The 16555-nt window shown below is 67.1% G+C and carries 15 protein-coding genes and 1 tRNA gene; 7 read left to right on the plus strand and 9 right to left on the minus strand.

Annotated features, from left to right (window positions below):
- Positions 1–18: 18 nt before the first annotated feature.
- Together CLM60_RS15405 and rlmB are read right to left on the minus strand one after the other, a co-directional pair.
- A complete protein-coding gene (locus tag CLM60_RS15405) occupies positions 19–312 on the minus strand; it encodes a hypothetical protein (protein WP_095590006.1) in 294 nt (97 codons plus the stop codon).
- Positions 312–1106, minus strand: a complete 795-nt coding sequence (rlmB, locus tag CLM60_RS15410; RefSeq protein ID WP_095590728.1) for a 23S rRNA (guanosine(2251)-2'-O)-methyltransferase RlmB — start codon at positions 1104–1106, stop codon at positions 312–314. Before rlmB ends, CLM60_RS15405 begins: the two co-directional genes overlap by 1 nt.
- Positions 1107–1219: 113 nt before the next feature.
- Here rlmB and CLM60_RS20980 point away from each other — a divergent pair.
- The 3 genes from CLM60_RS20980 (at position 1220) to CLM60_RS15420 (ending at position 3812) form a co-directional block, all read left to right on the plus strand.
- Positions 1220–1303: transfer RNA gene (locus CLM60_RS20980), tRNA-Tyr, on the plus strand.
- Between the two features lie 99 nt (positions 1304–1402).
- Complete coding sequence (locus CLM60_RS15415) at positions 1403–2401, plus strand: hypothetical protein (RefSeq protein WP_095590007.1); 999 nt, start codon at positions 1403–1405, stop codon at positions 2399–2401.
- 118 nt (positions 2402–2519) lie between these two features.
- Positions 2520–3812: an O-acetylhomoserine aminocarboxypropyltransferase/cysteine synthase family protein gene (locus tag CLM60_RS15420; protein WP_095590008.1), complete on the plus strand. Its 1293-nt coding sequence runs from the start codon at positions 2520–2522 to the stop codon at positions 3810–3812.
- A 39-nt stretch (positions 3813–3851) separates the two neighbouring features.
- Here CLM60_RS15420 and CLM60_RS15425 read toward each other — a convergent pair whose 3' ends face one another.
- Positions 3852–4547: an SIMPL domain-containing protein gene (locus tag CLM60_RS15425; RefSeq protein WP_095590009.1), complete on the minus strand. Its 696-nt coding sequence runs from the start codon at positions 4545–4547 to the stop codon at positions 3852–3854.
- A gap of 162 nt (positions 4548–4709) precedes the next feature.
- Between CLM60_RS15425 and CLM60_RS15430 the strand changes: the two genes are divergently transcribed.
- The gene (locus CLM60_RS15430) at positions 4710–7250 is read left to right on the plus strand and encodes a hypothetical protein (RefSeq protein WP_095590010.1); all 2541 of its coding nucleotides are present in this window, start codon (positions 4710–4712) and stop codon (positions 7248–7250) included.
- A gap of 182 nt (positions 7251–7432) precedes the next feature.
- On the plus strand, positions 7433–9379 hold the full coding sequence (locus CLM60_RS15435; protein ID WP_095590011.1) for a monovalent cation:proton antiporter-2 (CPA2) family protein: 1947 nt from the start codon (positions 7433–7435) through the stop codon (positions 9377–9379).
- Positions 9380–9431: 52 nt separating this feature from the next.
- On the opposite strand, the gene CLM60_RS15440 is transcribed toward CLM60_RS15435, so the two are convergent.
- From CLM60_RS15440 to CLM60_RS15460, 5 genes are all read right to left on the minus strand, one after another.
- Positions 9432–9941 (minus strand): CarD family transcriptional regulator, encoded by a 510-nt coding sequence (locus CLM60_RS15440; RefSeq protein WP_036558414.1) that lies wholly within the window; start codon positions 9939–9941, stop codon positions 9432–9434.
- Between the two features lie 288 nt (positions 9942–10229).
- The gene (gene fdxA, locus CLM60_RS15445; RefSeq protein WP_095590012.1) at positions 10230–10568 is read right to left on the minus strand and encodes a ferredoxin FdxA; all 339 of its coding nucleotides are present in this window, start codon (positions 10566–10568) and stop codon (positions 10230–10232) included.
- A 126-nt stretch (positions 10569–10694) separates the two neighbouring features.
- Entirely contained in the window at positions 10695–10997 is a 303-nt protein-coding gene (locus CLM60_RS15450) for a S4 domain-containing protein (RefSeq protein WP_095590013.1), read from the minus strand.
- Between the two features lies 1 nt (position 10998).
- The gene (locus tag CLM60_RS15455; RefSeq protein ID WP_095590014.1) at positions 10999–13797 is read right to left on the minus strand and encodes a helicase-related protein; all 2799 of its coding nucleotides are present in this window, start codon (positions 13795–13797) and stop codon (positions 10999–11001) included.
- Positions 13798–13820: 23 nt separating this feature from the next.
- Positions 13821–14381 (minus strand): tetratricopeptide repeat protein, encoded by a 561-nt coding sequence (locus CLM60_RS15460; protein ID WP_095590015.1) that lies wholly within the window; start codon positions 14379–14381, stop codon positions 13821–13823.
- 70 nt (positions 14382–14451) lie between these two features.
- Here CLM60_RS15460 and CLM60_RS15465 point away from each other — a divergent pair, with 70 nt between their 5' ends.
- Positions 14452–14742: an SCP2 sterol-binding domain-containing protein gene (locus CLM60_RS15465; RefSeq protein ID WP_095590016.1), complete on the plus strand. Its 291-nt coding sequence runs from the start codon at positions 14452–14454 to the stop codon at positions 14740–14742.
- 6 nt (positions 14743–14748) lie between these two features.
- Positions 14749–15711, plus strand: a complete 963-nt coding sequence (locus tag CLM60_RS15470; protein WP_095590017.1) for an alpha/beta fold hydrolase — start codon at positions 14749–14751, stop codon at positions 15709–15711.
- Here the strand turns inward: CLM60_RS15470 and CLM60_RS15475 are convergent, their stop codons facing one another.
- Entirely contained in the window at positions 15712–16539 is an 828-nt protein-coding gene (locus tag CLM60_RS15475) for a fumarylacetoacetate hydrolase family protein (RefSeq protein WP_095590018.1), read from the minus strand.
- Positions 16540–16555: the final 16 nt, after the last annotated feature.

Below are 16555 nucleotides of genomic sequence, written 5' to 3' on the forward strand. Positions count from 1 at the left end.
GATCGCCCGTGAAAGCGTTCAGTCGAACAGGTCCTCCAGATCGTCGAAAAACTCGGCAATCTCGTGCATCACATGGCGCAGCCCGCGCCGTTTCCGGGGGCGGCGCACCGGGCGGTCGGGGCGTGCGGGCCGGATGGGGCGCGCGGGCACCGGGTCGGGGCGCGGCTCGGCCAGCTTGAGCATCTTCAGCCTGTGCAGCGGCGCGCCGCAGCTGGCACAGGCCAGCTCATGCCGGTCCTTGCCGCGCAGCACCAGCGCGGCCCGGGTCCCGCAATAGCAGCAGGTGGCGATCTTGGTGACCGGCCCGCCCATCAGCCGCCCTGCCCCGCGCGCCCCGCCGCATAAAGCGATACCGCCGCCGCGTTCGACACGTTGAGCGATCCGAAATCGCTGGCAAAGGGGATCTTCACCAGCCGGTCACAGGTCTCGCGCGTGCGCTCGCGCAGGCCCGGCCCCTCGGCCCCCAGCACCAGGCCCAGCGGCTGATCGCCCGCCTCGGCCAGCGCGGTGGCCAGATCGATCTCCGCTTCGCCGTCCAGCCCCAGCAGGACATAGCCCATCTTGCGCAGCTCCAGCATCGCGTCGCCCAGATTGCCCACCCGCAGATAGGGCTGGCGTTCCAGCGCGCCCGATGCGGTCTTGGCCAGCGCCCCGGTTTCGGGCGCCGAATGACGGCGCGGGGCGATGACCGCGCGGGCGCCGAACACCTCGGCCGAGCGCAGAATCGCGCCCACGTTATGCGGATCGCTGACCCGGTCCAGCAGCACCACGACCGGCGCCGGGGCGCCGGGCTCTGCCGCGCACCGCTCGCGCAGCCCGCCCCAGTTCAGCGGCTTGACCTCCAATGCCGCGCCCTGGTGCACCGATCCGGGATCGAGCGGAACCGGGAAGCGGCGCGGATCGGCGACCTCGGGCTCGATGCCCGAGTCGGCGATTGCCCCCGCCAGCTTGTCGGCGGCGTTTTTCGTCACCACCAGCCGCAGCTTTTCGCGCGCGGGATTCATCAGCGCATCGCGCACCGCGTGCAGCCCGAAAAGCCACACGGTTTCAACCGCCGCCGCGCGTTTCGCGCGCTCTTTCTCGACGATCCATGTGGGTTTTTTCATCGGTCGGACCCCTTGCGCCAGTTCGGCGCGGACCATGCGCGCAAGACCGTCCGGGCGCAAGGGATTTTCCTGTTGACGCCCCCCCACACGACCGATAGACACCGCGCTACGTTGGGCGACAGGCCGCAAGGTGTGGCAGGGGACTGTAACTCCCTCGCGGAGACGCACGCCTGGTTCGATTCCAGGGTCGCCCACCAACTCCCCCCCCCCCTTTCCGCAGGCATCTTGCAAGCATCTGTCGCCGCGCCGCGCGGCGGGCTATAGTGCGGCGAAAATCAACCAACGGGCAGCAGCGCATGGCCACCGGCGCGGGGCAGAGTTTCAATATCGTCATCATCGGCCAGGCCGGCCGGCTGCAATACGAAGCCGCGCTGTTCGCGGCCTCGCTCAGGCAATCCGATCCGGGATTCGCAGGCCGTCTGCTGGTGGCCGAGCCGCAGCCGGGGCCGAAATGGCCGAAAGATCCGCGCATGGACAACCCCGACATCCGGGCGCTGCTGGGCGATCTGGGGGCCGAGATCGTCCCGTTCGAGAACCGCCATTTCGGCGCGGATTACCCGCAAGGCAACAAGATCGAGGCGCTGGCCGCCCTGCCCGAAGGCGCGCCATTCGTCTTTTTCGACAGCGACACGCTGATCACCGGGCCGCTGAGTGAAATCCCGTTCGATTTCAACCGCCCCAGCGCGTCGATGCGGCGCGAGGGGACCTGGCCGCAGATCGAGCTCTATGGTCCCGGCTACGCGGAAATCTGGCGGTCGCTCTACGACAAGTTCGGGCTGGCGTTTGACCCCAGCCTGGATCTGTCGCAGCCCGACGAATATTGGCAGCGCTACCTTTATTTCAACGCGGGCTGGTTTTTTGGCCCCTGCCCCGTGGCCTTTGGCGCCCGGTTCACCGAATACGCCACCGCGATCCGCGACGACCCGCCCGAGGCGCTGGTCTGTCAGGAGCTTTTCCCCTGGCTCGACCAGATCGCGCTGCCGCTGGTGATCAGCGCCTTTGGTGGTGGACGGCCCGGGCCGGAGCTGTCGGGGCTGGATGGCGATGTCAGCTGTCACTGGCGCATCCTGCCGCTGATGTATGCGCGCGAATCCGACCGGGTGATCGAGGTTCTGGAAACCGTCACCGCGCCCAACCGGATCAAGAAGGTGCTGAAGCAATACGACCCCTTCAAGCGGATGATCTATCAAAAACGCGGCCAGAAGGTGCGCGCGCTGTTTGATCGCGATGCCTTGCCCCGCCGCGAGCAGGCGATCCGCAACCGCATCAAATCCGAAGGGTTCTGGATGCGCTAGGCGCCGGGGGCTGCGCGCCCCCGGACCCCCGCGAGGTATTTTCGCCAAGATGAAGGGGCGTTGTGGGGGCGTGGGCTTTGCCCTAGGCTCTGGCCAGTTATTTCAAAGGGAGGGTGCCATGAGCGATGGCCCAGGCTATGGTTTCGACACGTTGCAGGTGCATGCGGGCGCGCGGCCCGATCCAACCACCGGTGCGCGGCAGACGCCGATTTACCAATCAACCGCTTTCGTCTTTCGCGATGCCGATCATGCGGCCGCATTGTTCAATCTGCAGGAGGTCGGCTTCATCTATTCCCGGCTGACCAACCCCACGGTGGCGGTCTTGCAGGAGCGCATTGCGACGCTGGAGGGCGGGGTTGGCGCGGTGTGCTGTTCGTCGGGCCATGCGGCGCAGATCATGGCGCTGTTTCCGCTGATGGGTCCGGGGCGGAACGTCGTCGCCTCGAGCCGGCTTTATGGCGGGACGATCACCCAGTTCAGCCAGACGATCAAACGCTTCGGCTGGTCGGCGAAATTTGTCGATTTCGACGATCTGGACGCGGTCAAGGCGGCCATCGACGACGATACGCGCGCGGTTTTCTGCGAATCCATCGCCAATCCGGGCGGCTATATCACCGACATTCCGGCGGTGGCTGCGGTTGCCGACGCGGCGGGCGTGCCCCTGATTGCCGACAACACATCGGCCACGCCCTACCTGTGCCGCCCGATCGAGCTGGGCGCGACTCTGGTGGTGCATTCCACGACCAAATACCTGACCGGCAATGGCACGGTCACGGGCGGTGCGGTGGTGGATTCGGGGCGTTTCGACTGGCGGGCCAGCGACAAGTTCCCGTCGCTGAGCGCGCCCGAGCCCGCCTATCACGGGATGACCTTTGCCGAGACTTTCGGCCCGCTGGCCTTTACCTTTCACAGCATTGCGGTGGGGCTGCGCGATCTGGGCATGACGATGAACCCGCAGGGCGCGCATTATACGCTGATGGGGATCGAAACGCTGTCCTTGCGGATGCAGCGCCATGTGGAAAACGCGGTCAAGGTGGCAAGCTGGCTGGAGAACGACCCGCGCGTGGATTTCGTGACCTATGCCGGGCTGCCCTCGTCGCCCTATCACGACCGGATCGCCAGCGTGTGTCCCAAGGGCGCGGGCGGGCTGTTCACCTTTGCGCTGAAGGGCGGGTACGAGGCCTGCGTGCGCTTCGTCGACGCGGTGGAGCTGTTCAGCCATGTCGCGAACCTGGGCGATGCGCGGTCGCTGGTGATCCATTCGGCCTCGACCACGCACCGGCAGCTGACGCCCGAGCAGCAGAAGGCCGCGGGCGCCGCGCCGAATGTGGTGCGGGTGTCGATCGGGATCGAGGACGCCGATGACCTGATCGCCGATCTGGATCAGGCGCTGGCCAAGGCCACGGCCTGAGGGATTGCGGGGCGCCCTTGTCGGGGGCGCCCCATCGCGTCAGTCGGCGATGGCATAGACCAGCGTGACCTGGGCGTTCAGACCGACCTCTCCCTGGGCCACGGGGACCGAGGCGCGGGCCATTTCCATCACCTCGAGCTGGACGGGCTGTACCGCGCCGCCGTTTTCGCGGATCTGTTGCAGCGGCCCCAGCGTGACGCCCGCGGCTTCGGCGTAAAGCGCGGCCTTGTGGCGGGCATTCGCGACCGCATTGCGCCGGGCCTCGTCCGTCAGCGGATCGGGGTCCTGCAGGCCGAATTGCAGGCCGCGAAAGCTGTTGGCGCCGGCCTGAAGCACCGCGTCCAGCACGCTGCCCAGGCTGTCCAGATCGCGCACCCGAACGCTGACCGTGTTGCGGGCCACAAAACCCACCACGGCGGGCGGCTGTCCGGTCTGGGCGCGGTTGTGGTCCCATTGCGGATCCAGCGCCAGATCGCTGGTCTGCATGTCGCGGCTGGCAACGCCCGCCTCGGCCAGGGTGTTCAGCATCGCCGCCGTCGCGTCCGAGGTCGCCGCCATCGCCGCCTGGGCGGTGCGGGCCTGATGCACGACGCCCAGCGTGATCGTCGCCATGTCGGGCGCGGCCTGAACCTGTCCCTGGCCGGTCACCGTGATGGTGCGCGGCGGTGTCGTTTCGGCCAGCCCCGCCAGGGCCGAGCTCAGCAGCAGCGCAAGCGCCAGAATAAGGGGTCGCATCGGAATCCTTCCTGTGTTCGTTTCAACCGGACCTTAAACTTTGACGTGACAGAAAGGGAAATCCTTGGCAGGTGTTCTCTTGCCCGGCGAAATCCTGCTATAATTGCGGCAAAACTTGTCAGGCACCTGCGCCGGCCCGTCCGGCCCGTTAAGAAGTAGGTCATGAAACCGCGTTTTGCCCTGAATCTGTCTCTCGATGGTATCGGACTGCTGCATCGCGCCAAACGGGGGTGGAACCTCGTGGGCGAAGCATCGCTGGACGATGCCGACCTGTCCCAGACCCTGCATATGCTGCGGGAAACCGCCAGCGCGCTGGAAGCCGGCGGGGTGCGCAGCAAGCTGATCATTCCCGACAGTCAGATCCTGTACACCACCCTGCCCCCCGCGCCCGCGGGCGTTCCGGTCGACGACCACATCCGCAAGGGGCTGGAGGGGCTGACGCCCTATGATGTCAGCGATCTGGTCTATGACTGGACCGACGGGGCGGACGGGATTCGCCTGGCGGTGGTCGCGCGCGAGACGTTGGGCGAGGCCGAGGGCTTTGCCGCCGAACACCGGTTCAACCCGGTCAGTTTCGTGGCCCGCCCGCAAGAGGGCCAGTTCCCGGGCGAGCCGTTCTTTGGTCCGACCGCGCTGGCCGAAACCCTGATCGACAGCGCCGAGACATTGGAGCCCGACACCGAGGCGGTGGCGATCCATGGCCGCAGCACCCTGCCCAAGACGATGCCGGAACCGGACGCGCCCGTGGTGGCACCGGCGCTGGCGCTGGCCGCCACGGATCTGGTCGACCCGGAACCGCAGGATGAAGCGGCGCCCGCAGAGGTGGACACGCCCGAGCCGGCGCACACCCCCGATCTGGCGCCCCCGCCCGATCTGGCGGCCGCACCAGAACCGGCAGATGCGCCGGATCCGGCCCCGGTTGTCGCGCCCGTCCTTGCCGCCCCGCCTGTCCCGCCGACACCCCCCGCCCCGACCGAGACTTCGGCGCTGGCCCTGGCGGTGCAGGACGACCCGATCGTGTCCGACCCCGAGGCCGAGGCCGCCTTGCGCGCCGCACTGTCCGATCCCGAAGACACCGACGAAACCGTCGCGGCCGATCCCGTCGACATTCCCGCCGAACTGGCCCACCTGCCGCTGCCCACCGATCCGGGCGGCGCCAGCGCGCCGGGGATGCTGGATGTTCTGGCCAGCAAATCCGAACGGCTTCAGGCGCTGGAAACCGGGCGCGAGATGACCCCGCCGCAGCCGCTGCTGGTGTCCCCGGCCGCACCAGAAACCGGCGCCCCGCGCGCGCCCCATGTGCCGCCCGCCCCCGCCGCCATCGCCGAACCGTCGGTCTTTGGCGGATCCGCGACACCGGTCACGACCGGGGGCAAGGGTGGCGTGCTGGGCTGGGTTCTGGCGATGATCGTCCTGCTGATGATCGCGGCGGCGGCGCTGTGGGCGGTGCTGGGCCTGGGCGGCGACACGGTCGAGGCGCCCGATGGCGACATCACCCAGATCCAGACCACCGCCCTGTCGCCGCAGGGCCCCGAGACACCGGTCCTGCCCGGCGATCCGGCAGGCGCCGCGCCGCAAGCCCCGCGCCCGGCCGAGATCCGCGCGCCCGACCCGGTGGCCGAGACACCGGCGCCGGAACCGCAAGCCCCTGTCGAGCAGTCAGAGACGCCCGCGCCCGCCGCCGAACCGGCCGCGCCGCCCGCCAATGACGCTCTGGACACCGCAGAACCCGCCCAGCCGGGGGCCGAGGATTTCCCGCAGGTCGAGCTTTCGGCGCTGGACAGCGGCCGCATCACCGGCGATCTGGCCGCCCCGCCGCAGCGCCCCGACACAGAGCGTGCCTTTGTCCCGCCCCTGCCCGATCCGGTGGAACCCACGGCCGAGGGCGCGCTGTCCTATCGCGGCGTGCTGGTCTATGCCGGGCGCCCGCCGGGGGTGGTCGCGCCGCGCCCGCAAACCGCCGCACCGGCCACCGCGCCCGAAGCGCCGCAGGATGCCGCGCCGGTGGAACAGCCCAACCCGCAACTGGCGCGGTTCCGTCCGGTTGCGCGCCCCGCCGGGACCGCCCCCGCCGATGCCGCGCCGGACGATGCCCCCGAAACCGCACCGGTAACCGAGGCCGCGCCGCAGCCCGACACCGCGCCCGAGGATGCGACCCGGAACGGGAATATCGGCGGCATCAACTGGGCCGCGCTGCAACAGTTCCGCCCCCAAAGCCGCCCCGCCGCAACCCCGGCGGCGCTGGCGCTGGTGGCGCCCGACGCGCCCACGACCGAAACCGTCCAGGAAGACCCCGCCGCCCCGGTCTCGCGCCTGGCGCTGGCGGCCTCGCCCATGCCCGTGGCACGGCCGCGCAACTTCTCTCAGGCGGTGCAGCGCGCCCTGAAACAGGTCCAGCCCGAGGTCCCGCTGGCCAAACCCGTGCCCGCCGCCGCCGCGCTGACGCCGCGCAATCCCACGGTCAAATCCGTGGCCAACCAAGCGACCGAGGCGAACGCGATCCGGCTGAACCGGCTGAACCTGATCGGGGTCTATGGCTCGACCAGCGACCGCCGCGCGCTAGTGCGGCTGCCATCGGGCCGATACGTCAAGCTGAAGATCGGCGACCGGCTGGATGGCGGCAAGGTGGCGGCGATCGACGAGCGCGAGCTGCACTATATCAAGGGCGGCCGCAGCATCGTGCTGAGCATGCCCAAGGGCTGACAACCCCGCGCCTGAACAGGTTTTGCGCAAACCACCGCAGCACCGCCGGTTTTTCGCAAATTCCCGCGAAAAACTTGCGCCCGGCGCCGGTGGGCAACTGTTCAGCGCCCCCCGCGATGCACTAGATTGAAGATCAGGGAGGGCGGCTGGAACCGCTCTGACAAGACCAGAGGGCGACCCGCATGGCGGAATTCTTGTTACAGGCGACCATCTATCTGACCGCGGCGGTGATCGCGGTGCCGTTAGCGGCGCGCCTGGGGCTTGGGTCGGTGCTGGGCTATCTGCTGGCGGGCATCGCCATCGGACCGGTTTTGAACCTGGTGGGCGGCGGCGAAGAGATGGCCGACCTGCAGCATTTCGCCGAATTCGGCGTGGTGATGATGCTGTTCCTGATCGGGCTGGAGCTGGACCCGCGGGCGCTTTGGAACATGCGCAACCGGCTGCTGGGGCTGGGGGGCATGCAGATCGTCGCCACCACCGGGCTGGTGATGTTCGGGGCGATGCAGCTGGGGCTGCAAACGCCGACCGCGCTGGCCGTGGGGCTGGTGCTGGCGCTTTCGTCGACCGCGATCGTGTTGCAAACGCTGAGCGAAAAGAACCTGATGCGCACCCCCGGCGGGCGGTCCAGCTTTTCGGTGCTGCTGACACAGGATATCGCGGTGATCCCGATGCTGGCGCTGCTGCCGCTTCTGGCGGTGGGGGCCAGCCCGTCACTGGGTCCGGACGGGTCCGTGCAGCGCCCCGCCACCCTGGCCGAGGGGGCCGAACATGACGCGCTGTCGCTGGTGCAGGGGCTGCCGGGCTGGGCGGTCACGCTGATCACGCTGGGCGCTGTCGCGGCGATCATCGTGGGCGGTCATTACCTGTTCCGGCCGCTCTTTCGGTTCATCCACGCCTCGCGCCTGCGCGAGATGTTCACCGCCGTTGCCCTGTTGATCGTGGTGGGGATCGCGATCCTGATGATCATGGTCGGCGTGTCGCCCGCGCTGGGGACATTCCTGGCCGGTGTGGTGCTGGCCAATTCCGAATTCCGGCATGAGCTGGAGGCCAGTATCGAGCCGTTCAAGGGCCTGTTGCTGGGCCTGTTTTTCATGACGGTCGGCGCCAGCATGAATTTCGCGCTGCTGTTTGCCAACCCGATGCCGATCATCGGCCTGACCCTGGCGCTGATGCTGATCAAGGGGCTGGTGCTGCTGGCGCTGACATTCGCGTTCCGGCTGCGGGGGCGCGACCGCTGGCTGTTCACGCTGGGGCTGGCGCAGGCCGGGGAGTTCGGTTTCGTGCTGATCAGCTTTGCCTTGCAGACCCACGTCTTCGATGCCGGGCTGGGACAGCGACTGTTGCTGATCGTGGCGCTGTCGATGCTGCTGACGCCGCTGGCGTTCATCTTCTACGAGATCATGTCGAAACGGCTGAAGGAAAGCCAGGCCAGCGGCGACACCCCCGATGCCGATGAGATCGACGAGCAGCATTCGATCATCATCGCCGGGATCGGGCGCTTCGGGCAGGTCACGAACCGGATGCTGCAAATGTCGGGCTATCGCGCAACGGTGCTGGATCACGACCTGAAAACCGTGCAGCTGATGCGGACCTTCGGGATCAAGAGCTTCTACGGCGACCCCACCCGCCCCGAGCTGTTGCATGCCGCCGGGTTGAAAGAGGCCAAGGTGCTGGTGGCCACGCTGGACGACAAGGATGCCAATACCCGGCTGGTGCGCTTTGCCCGGCTGGAACGGCCCGACCTGCATATCGTGGCGCGGGCGCGCGACCGGATCCATGTCTATGAGCTGTACCGCGCCGGGGCGGACGATATCGTGCGCGAGATGTTCGACAGCTCGTTGCGGGCGGCGCGCTATGTGCTGGAGAATGTGGGCCTGTCGGATTTCGAGGCCAACGAGATGGAGGTCGCCTTTTACAAGCACGACCGGAAATCCCTGCGCGAACTGGCCGAGCTGTGGGACCCCGACATTCCGCTGGACCAGAACGAGCCCTATATGGAACGGGCCCGGGCGATGAACAAGGAACTGGAAACCGCGCTGGCCTCGCAGGATGCCAAGACCGAGGCCGAGCCGCCCGCGCCCGAGGCGACCGCCCCCGACCTGCCGATCCCCAAGGCCGCAAACGAATGAAAACCGCGGCCCAGGTGGGCCGCGGCTTTGCGTTTCAGGTTTTCAGGTTGGATCAGGCCGCGCGCGAAACCAGCACGTCATCGACATGCTGCTGCGCCTTGACCTCGTCCAGGCCGCTGACGGCGGCCACTTCGCGCGTCAGGCGTTCCAGCGCCGCTTCGTACAGCTGACGTTCGGAATAGCTCTGCTCGCGCTGATCATCCGTGCGGTGCAGGTCGCGCACCACTTCGGCGATCGAGATCAGGTCGCCGGAATTGATCTTCTGTTCGTATTCCTGGGCCCGGCGCGACCACATCGCGCGCTTGACCTTCGCCTTGCCCTTCAGCGTGGTCATCGCCTTGTCGACGATATCGGGCGAGGACAGGGACCGCATTCCAACCTCTTCGGCCTTGTTCGTCGGCACGCGCAAGGTCATCTTGTCCTTCTCGAACGAGATCACGAACAGTTCCAGCGCGATGCCGGCGATTTCCTGTTCTTCGATCGAGACGATCTGCCCCACACCATGGGCCGGGTACACAACATAGTCGTTCGGACGGAATTCGGTTTTCTTCGTCTTGCTCATGCAGTCGCTTCCTCTAGAGGCACGCTAGCGGCACAGATATCCTGTCGATCGGAGTAGCACTCTCGGCCCCACACGGAAATCTGGCGCTAAAAAGCCACACCGCAGGCGTTCAACCATGCGCGTGACCGTCAGTTTCACATTTGTTTATCACCATAACATAGCAAAAAACGGCACCATTTTAAAGCACCGCGCCACGGAACGGTGCGTTCTCCCTTAATTATCAGGGAAAATTTGCCGTTTCTGCGGGATCGAACCGGTCGGTTCAGCCCGTTCGGGGCACCGAATCGCTCAGCCGCCCTCGCCCGGCGCTTCCGAGAAGTACTTGTCCAGCTTGCCGGTCTCGCCATCGCGGTCCTCGGCCTCGGGGAGCGGATCCTTCTTGGACACGATCACCGGCCACAGCTCGGAATACTTGCGGTTGAATTCGACCCATTTTTCCATGTCCGGTTCGGTATCGGGCCGGATCGCATCGGCGGGGCATTCGGGTTCGCAGACGCCGCAATCGATGCATTCGTCCGGGTGAATGACCAGCATGTTCTCGCCCTCGTAGAAACAATCGACGGGGCAGACCTCGACACAATCGGTGTATTTGCAGGCGATGCAGTTATCGAGAACGACATAAGTCATTTGCAGATCTCTCTTCTTCGGACTTCTGGCTTGCTAGACCAGCCGTCTGGATCATTCAAGCATGGCGATGGCGAAAAGGGTAATCTGACGCAGCGCGTGGTCCACAGGCCAGCCCCCGACCACGGATCAGCCGCCAGCCGGAACGCTGTCCTGCGCGGGCGCCAGATCCTCGTACAGCGTTTGCGCCTCGGTCGCGGGGCCACGGCGGGTGCCGGGCGCCAGGATGCGGATCACGCGAATCCCGCCGCCCTGCGGAAAGGTCAGCGTGTCGCCGGGGCCGACCCGGTGGGCGGTCTTGCGCACCTTGTCGGCATTCACCCGGACATGCCCGCCCGCGACCAGCCGCGCCGCCACCGCGCGCGATTTGCAGAAACGCGCCTGCCACAGCCATTTGTCCAGCCGGATCTGCGGGCGCGTCTGCTGGGTCATGTCAGCTTTTGTCTTTCAGCCCCATCAGCGCCGCCGCAAAGGGATTGTCGGGGTCGATCGGCTTGTCCTTTTTCGGCGGGCGCGCCTCGAAGGACTTGGACCGCCCCCCGCCCTGCTGGCCCTGCGGGCGCTTGCCCTTGGGCTTGCCACGCCCCTTGTTGCCCTGCGGCCGGTCCTGTTGCGGACGGCCACCGCCGCGCCGCTTGGGCGCCCAGGTAAAGGTATAGAAGACCTCGACCTCGGGGCCGGTTTCGGCGGGGGCTTCGGCATCTGTGGCCTCGGCGGTGTCCGGTTCCGCAGCCGGAGCTTCGGCCGCGGTATCTGCCACGGCCGCTTCGGGACCGGCGGCGACCGTTTCAGCGGCCTCTGCCGGGGGTGTGTCCGTGGCGGGTGCCTCGGCCGCGGGCGCAGGCGCGGGCTGGCGGACCTTTTCGCGCTCGCCCTTTTCGGCGTTATAGCCCAGCCCCTGCATCAGGTCGGCAAACTGTTCCAGCGTCATGCCGGTGATCGACAGCATGTCGGCGGTCGCCTCGAACCCGGCGCGGCTGTCCTTGCCGCGCAGCAGGTCGGCCAGCCGTTCCAGCATGTCGATGCGGATCGCGCGGGTGCCGGCGGCGCGATAGCCCGACAGGCGGTGGTAGTCCTGGGGGCCGTCCTTGGTCGCGGGGATCGTCACCAGACCCGGCGGCGGGCTTTCGGGGAATTCGTCCAGCCCGTTGGCCAGCGACCACAGCACCAGCCGCAGCCGCGTCGGCGCGGGTTTCAGCAGCAGCGGCATGAAGATCGTGAACTGACCGAAGCGGATACCGTGCTTGCGCAGCAGCCCGCGCGCGTCCTGGTCCAGATCCTTGACCTCTTGCGTGACCTGATCGCGGGGCAGCACGCCCAGCGCCTCGATCATCCGGAAGCCGAAGCCACGGGCCAGCCCGGTCAGGGTCTCGTCCTTTTGCAGCGCCAGCAGCGGCTCGAACAGCGCGGCGATCTTGCGGTCGATGAAATGCTGCAACCGGCGGGCCACCTTGTCGGCCACGTCGGCGCCGGCCTCTTCGTCGACAAAGGCCTCGACCTGCGGCTTCAGGATATCGCCCCCGGCCACCAGCTTGCCCACGGCCATGTCGCCCCACATCAACCCGCCCTGTTCGGTAAAGTCGATCTCGGTATCCGGCGCGTTATAGAACCGGTCGGCGCGCAGGTGGAATTCCGGCGCCAGCGCAGCCAGGCTGGCCTGGCGCAGCGTCTTCGCCTCTTCGGGTGTGGCGCTGTTGTCCTGGCGGAAACGAAACCCTTCAAGCCGACCGACGAATTCGCCCTCGACCATCACTTCACCTTTGTCGTTCACGTCGGCCACCAGGCCCTCCTTCTGCTTCAACCGGCGCAACAGGACACTGGTGCGCCGGTCTACAAATCGTTTGGTCAGCGCCGCGTGCAGCGCATCCGATAAGCGATCTTCTACCGCGCGGGTCGCCCCACGCCAATGGGATTCGTCCGCAACCCAGCCTTTGCGTTGCGCGACATAGGTCCATGTGCGGATAAACGCCAATCGTTTCGACAATGTGTCGATTTCGCCATCGGTTCGATCAATCCGCCGCACCTGACGCGCCAGCCAGTCGTCGGGCACCCGGCCATCGGATTGCAAAAACTCGAAGATCCGCCCCAGAAGCGCGCTGTGTTCGGCATGGCTGATGCCGCGGAAATCGGGGATCCGGCACACATCCCAAAGCAGGCGCACATCGGCGGGCGCGTTCAGCCGGTCGCGGATTTCCGGCAGGTCGGCCAGCGCCTTCAGCGCCAGCAGATCGTCAGCCTCTCGCGCGCGGGAGAGCCACGGATCGCCGGTCAGCTCCTGCAAAGACCGGATCAGATGATCGGCGCTGGCGAATTCCAGCGCGGCGTTGCGCCATTGCAGCTTCTTGATCGGGGTGAAGCGGTGATTGACGATGGCGTCGACCACGCCCTCGTCCAGCTTGGGCGCTTCGCCCGTTACGCCGAAACTGCCGGGCTGGGTGTGGCGCCCGGCGCGGCCCGCGATCTGGGCCAGCTCGTTCGGGGCCAGCTGCCGCATCCGCCGCCCGTCGAATTTCCGCAGCCCAGAAAACGCGACATGCCGGATATCCAGGTTCAGCCCCATGCCGATGGCGTCCGTGGCCACCAGGTATTCGACATCGCCGTTCTGGTACATGTCGACCTGGGCGTTGCGCGTGCGCGGCGACAGCGCCCCCATCACCACCGCACAGCCGCCCTTCTGGCGGCGGATCAGCTCGGCCATGGCATAGACGTTTTCGACCGAGAACCCGACAATCGCGCTGCGGGGGGGCATGCGGCTGATCTTTTTCGACCCGGCATAAGTCAGGTCCGAGAATCGCTCGCGCCGCAGGAACTGCGCGCCGGGCACCAGCTCGGCAATTGCGCTGCGCATGGTGTCGGCACCCAGAAACAGGGTTTCGTGCAGCCCGCGCGCCTGCAACAGGCGGTCGGTGAACACATGGCCGCGTTCGGGATCGGCGCATAGCTGGATTTCATCCACGGCCAGGAAATCGGCGCCGATCTCGGTCGGCATCGCCTCGACCGTGCAGACCCAGTATTGCACCCGGTCGGGCACGATCCGTTCCTCGCCCGTGACCAGCGCCACCACCGACGGGCCGCGCTGCGCGACGATGCGGTCATAGACCTCGCGCGCGAGCAGCCGCAGCGGCAGGCCGATCACCCCGGTGCGGTGGGCCAGCATGCGTTCGATTGCGTAATGGGTCTTGCCGGTATTGGTCGGGCCCAGAACGGCCGTGACCCGGGCCTGCGCGCGCATGTCGGTGAACTTTCCGCTTGGTGTCAGATCTGATCGCCAGACACGGCCCGTTCGAGCCGCTTCACCGCATCTTGTAATTCCGGTTTGTGGGGATGTACAGCCGCGGCCGCCTGATACGCGCCCAGCGCGCGGTCCTCCTCGCCGATCTCTTCCAGGATCGTGCCCAGCCCCGAAAGCGCGCCGAAATGGCGCGGGTTCAGCGTCAGGACGGTGCGGATATCGGCCAGCGAGGGGCCATAGAATCCCATCCGGTAATAGGCGGTGGCGCGGGCGTTGAACCCTTCGGCGAAATCGGGCGCGTGATCGGTCAGCGCGGTCAGGTGTTCGACCGCGCGCGGGAAATCGCCCGATTCCATCGCCGCGCGTCCGCGTTCCAGCAACAGGTCCATCGCCGCCGAGCCCGATTTCGACCATTCCAGCCAGATCTCGTCCTCGATCACCTGCCAGTTCGGCAGATTGTCCTGCGCCAGCAGGTCGAACAGGTCGTCGACGCGTTTCTCGTCGGCCTGCACGGCGCCGGAAAGACAGCATATGGCGAAAATTGCCGCCACGATACGATTGTGAATGTTGGCCACTGCGCTCATAACACCTAGAAGTGTAATCCATTGGCGGGAAAAAGCGATACACCGCCTTTCACATTTTGGAGGATGTCTCATGAGTGACGTGATCGATGCCGCTGTGGCCGCGCTGAGCGAGAAACTGGATGGCGGGCTGGACGGCGGCACCGCGAAATTCCAGATCGAGGGCGAAGGCGGGATCATCATCGACGGCGACGGCGTGCGCGCGGGCGAGGACGAGGCCGATGTCACCCTGACCGCCGATGCCGAGACGTTCAAATCCATGCTGGACGGCTCGCTGAACCCCACCGCCGCCTTCATGACCGGTAAGCTCAGCGTCGATGGCGACATGGGGCTGGCGATGAAACTGGGCGCCGCCCTGGGCTGAGCCCCGATGGAAACCGCACCGCTTTACAGCGACCTTGCCGACGGCCCCGATGACGGGGCCGCCTTCTGGCTGCGCGCACAGGACGGGGTGCGGATCCGCATCGGCGTCTGGGGTACGGGCGACCGGGGCACGGTTCTGCTGTTTCCCGGACGCACCGAATATATCGAGAAATACGGCCGCGCGGCGCGCGATCTGCGCCAGCGCGGCTTTGCGACCGTGGCCATCGATTGGCGCGGTCAGGGGCTGGCCGACCGGCTGTTGCCCGACCCGGCGGTGGGCCATGTAGGCGCCTTTGCCGATTACCAGCTGGACGTGGCCGCCGTGATGGCCGCCCGGCCCGGTTTGGCCCTGCCGCAGCCGCTGTTCCTGATCGGTCATTCGATGGGCGGCTGCATCGGGCTGCGCGCGGCGATGAACGGGCTACCGGTGCGGGCGGTCAGCTTCAGCGGGCCGATGTGGGGCATACGCATGCATCCCGCGACCCGGCCCGCCGCCTGGGCGCTGACCTGTGCCGCGCGGGTGCTGGGGATGGGCGCGCGCTATGTGCCCGGGACCACGGGCCAGGACAGCTATGTCGCCACAGCGCCCTTCGATGGCAACGAACTGACCACCGACCCCGAGATGTTCGCCTATATGCGCGGGCATCTGGCGGCGCGGCCCGAACTGGCCCTGGGCGGGCCCAGCCTGCATTGGGTGAACGAGGCGCTGCGCGAAATGAAGGCGCTGGAGCGTCTGCGATCGCCCGCGCTGCCCTGCCTGACCGCGCTTGGCACCGACGAGACCATCGTGTCGCCCGCCGCCATTCACCGTCGCATGGCGCGTTGGCCCGGCGGCACGCTGGATCTGATCGACACCGCCCGGCACGAGGTGATGATGGAGGCCCCGGCGATCCGCGCCCGTTACTTCGACGCGGTGGCCGCGCTGTTCGGCGACGCCCCGGCGATCCCGCACCAAGCCGTCAGCGCCTGATCAATCCGCCACCACAAGCTGGCGCTGGGTGCCCAGGCCCGCCACGCGCAATTCCATCACGTCGCCATCGGTCAGATAGCGCGGCGGCGACAGGCCCATACCCACGCCCGGCGGCGTGCCGGTGGCGATGATATCGCCGGGATGCAGCGACATCATCTGGCTGAGATAGCTGATCACATGCGCCACGCCAAAGATCATGCGCCCGGTATTGCCGGCCTGCATCAGCGTGCCGTTCAGCGTCAGCGACAGGTCCAGATCCTGCGGATCGGCGATCTCGTCCGGCGTCACCAGCCACGGCCCCACCGGCGCGAAACTGTCGCAGCTTTTGCCCTTGGTCCACTGCCCGCCCCGGTCCAGCTGAAACCCGCGTTCGGACACGTCGTTCACGATGGTATAGCCCGCGACATGGTCCAGCGCCTCGGCCTCGGACAGGTATTTTCCGGGCTTGCCGATCACCACGCCCAGTTCGACCTCCCAATCCCCGCGCACCGATCCGCGCGGCAGATGCACCCGGTCATTGGGTCCGGTCAGCGCGGATGTGGCCTTCATGAACACGATGGGCTCTTCGGGGATCGGCATCCCGGTCTCGGCCGCGTGATCGGAATAGTTCAGCCCGATACAGACGATCTTGCCCACCCCCGCCACCGGCACACCCAATCGCGGCGTGCCATCGACCCGCGGCAGGGTTTCGGGATCGACCCGCGGCAGATCGGCCAGCACCGCACCGGCCAGATCCGGCACCACCCCCGACAGATCGCGGATATGGCCCGCCGCATCCAGAACCCCGGGCCGTTCCTGCCCGGCCTTGCCGAAACGTATGAATTTCATGCGCTTGCCTTCCCTT

The sequence above is a fragment of the Actibacterium ureilyticum genome (assembly GCF_002285435.1).
Classification (GTDB): Bacteria; Pseudomonadota; Alphaproteobacteria; order Rhodobacterales; family Rhodobacteraceae; genus Actibacterium_C; species Actibacterium_C ureilyticum.

Excerpts from the sequence above, each read along its gene's own strand:
- fdxA (WP_095590012.1), bottom strand. The coding sequence starts at position 10,568 with ATGACTTATGTCGTTCTCGATAACTGCATCGCCTGCAAATACACCGAT.
- CLM60_RS15475 (WP_095590018.1), bottom strand. The coding sequence starts at position 16,539 with ATGAAATTCATACGTTTCGGCAAGGCCGGGCAGGAACGGCCCGGGGTT.
- CLM60_RS15430 (WP_095590010.1), top strand. The coding sequence starts at position 4,710 with ATGAAACCGCGTTTTGCCCTGAATCTGTCTCTCGATGGTATCGGACTG.
- rlmB (WP_095590728.1), bottom strand. The coding sequence starts at position 1,106 with ATGAAAAAACCCACATGGATCGTCGAGAAAGAGCGCGCGAAACGCGCG.
- CLM60_RS15425 (WP_095590009.1), bottom strand. The coding sequence starts at position 4,547 with ATGCGACCCCTTATTCTGGCGCTTGCGCTGCTGCTGAGCTCGGCCCTG.
- CLM60_RS15435 (WP_095590011.1), top strand. The coding sequence starts at position 7,433 with ATGGCGGAATTCTTGTTACAGGCGACCATCTATCTGACCGCGGCGGTG.
- CLM60_RS15440 (WP_036558414.1), bottom strand. The coding sequence starts at position 9,941 with ATGAGCAAGACGAAGAAAACCGAATTCCGTCCGAACGACTATGTTGTG.
- CLM60_RS15450 (WP_095590013.1), bottom strand. The coding sequence starts at position 10,997 with ATGACCCAGCAGACGCGCCCGCAGATCCGGCTGGACAAATGGCTGTGG.
- CLM60_RS15470 (WP_095590017.1), top strand. The coding sequence starts at position 14,749 with ATGGAAACCGCACCGCTTTACAGCGACCTTGCCGACGGCCCCGATGAC.
- CLM60_RS15455 (WP_095590014.1), bottom strand. The coding sequence starts at position 13,797 with ATGCGCGCGCAGGCCCGGGTCACGGCCGTTCTGGGCCCGACCAATACC.
- CLM60_RS15405 (WP_095590006.1), bottom strand. The coding sequence starts at position 312 with ATGGGCGGGCCGGTCACCAAGATCGCCACCTGCTGCTATTGCGGGACC.
- CLM60_RS15420 (WP_095590008.1), top strand. The coding sequence starts at position 2,520 with ATGAGCGATGGCCCAGGCTATGGTTTCGACACGTTGCAGGTGCATGCG.
- CLM60_RS15415 (WP_095590007.1), top strand. The coding sequence starts at position 1,403 with ATGGCCACCGGCGCGGGGCAGAGTTTCAATATCGTCATCATCGGCCAG.
- CLM60_RS15460 (WP_095590015.1), bottom strand. The coding sequence starts at position 14,381 with ATGAGCGCAGTGGCCAACATTCACAATCGTATCGTGGCGGCAATTTTC.
- CLM60_RS15465 (WP_095590016.1), top strand. The coding sequence starts at position 14,452 with ATGAGTGACGTGATCGATGCCGCTGTGGCCGCGCTGAGCGAGAAACTG.